Source organism: Sphingomonas sp. 10B4 (genome assembly GCF_035019905.1).
GTDB classification, from domain to species: Bacteria; Pseudomonadota; Alphaproteobacteria; order Sphingomonadales; family Sphingomonadaceae; genus Sphingomonas; species Sphingomonas glacialis.
The window spans coordinates 1-250 of the sequence record NZ_JASJVC010000454.1; the positions used below are offsets into that span (position 1 = coordinate 1).

The 250-nt window shown below is 47.6% G+C and carries 1 protein-coding gene; it reads left to right on the plus strand.

All coding sequences use genetic code 11. The annotated features are described in order from the left end of the window. Positions 1–12 precede the first annotated feature (12 nt). The coding region (locus tag QN347_RS20470) for a hypothetical protein (RefSeq protein WP_323494498.1) at positions 13–250 on the plus strand (238 nt) is incomplete at its 3' end.

The window sequence follows — 250 nt, forward strand, 5'->3', positions numbered from 1 at the left end:
TGCAAAGCTTGTATGGCTTTTGAAGAATGCGGCGAGCAATCAATCAAGACGCTGGAGTCGATTCGCGCACAGATTGACGTTCGTGACTTGCTGGCTCGTCACTCCAAGACAAGAAGCTTATCGAATATGCAGCCTCCCAATGTCAGTCAGCCTGTCGACTCTTCACCTATTCCAGTTAAGCAGCCAAAACAACTTGCTTCGGTGATAGAAAGAAAAACGCCAACGCAGCGCGTTAATTTTCATATCAGCG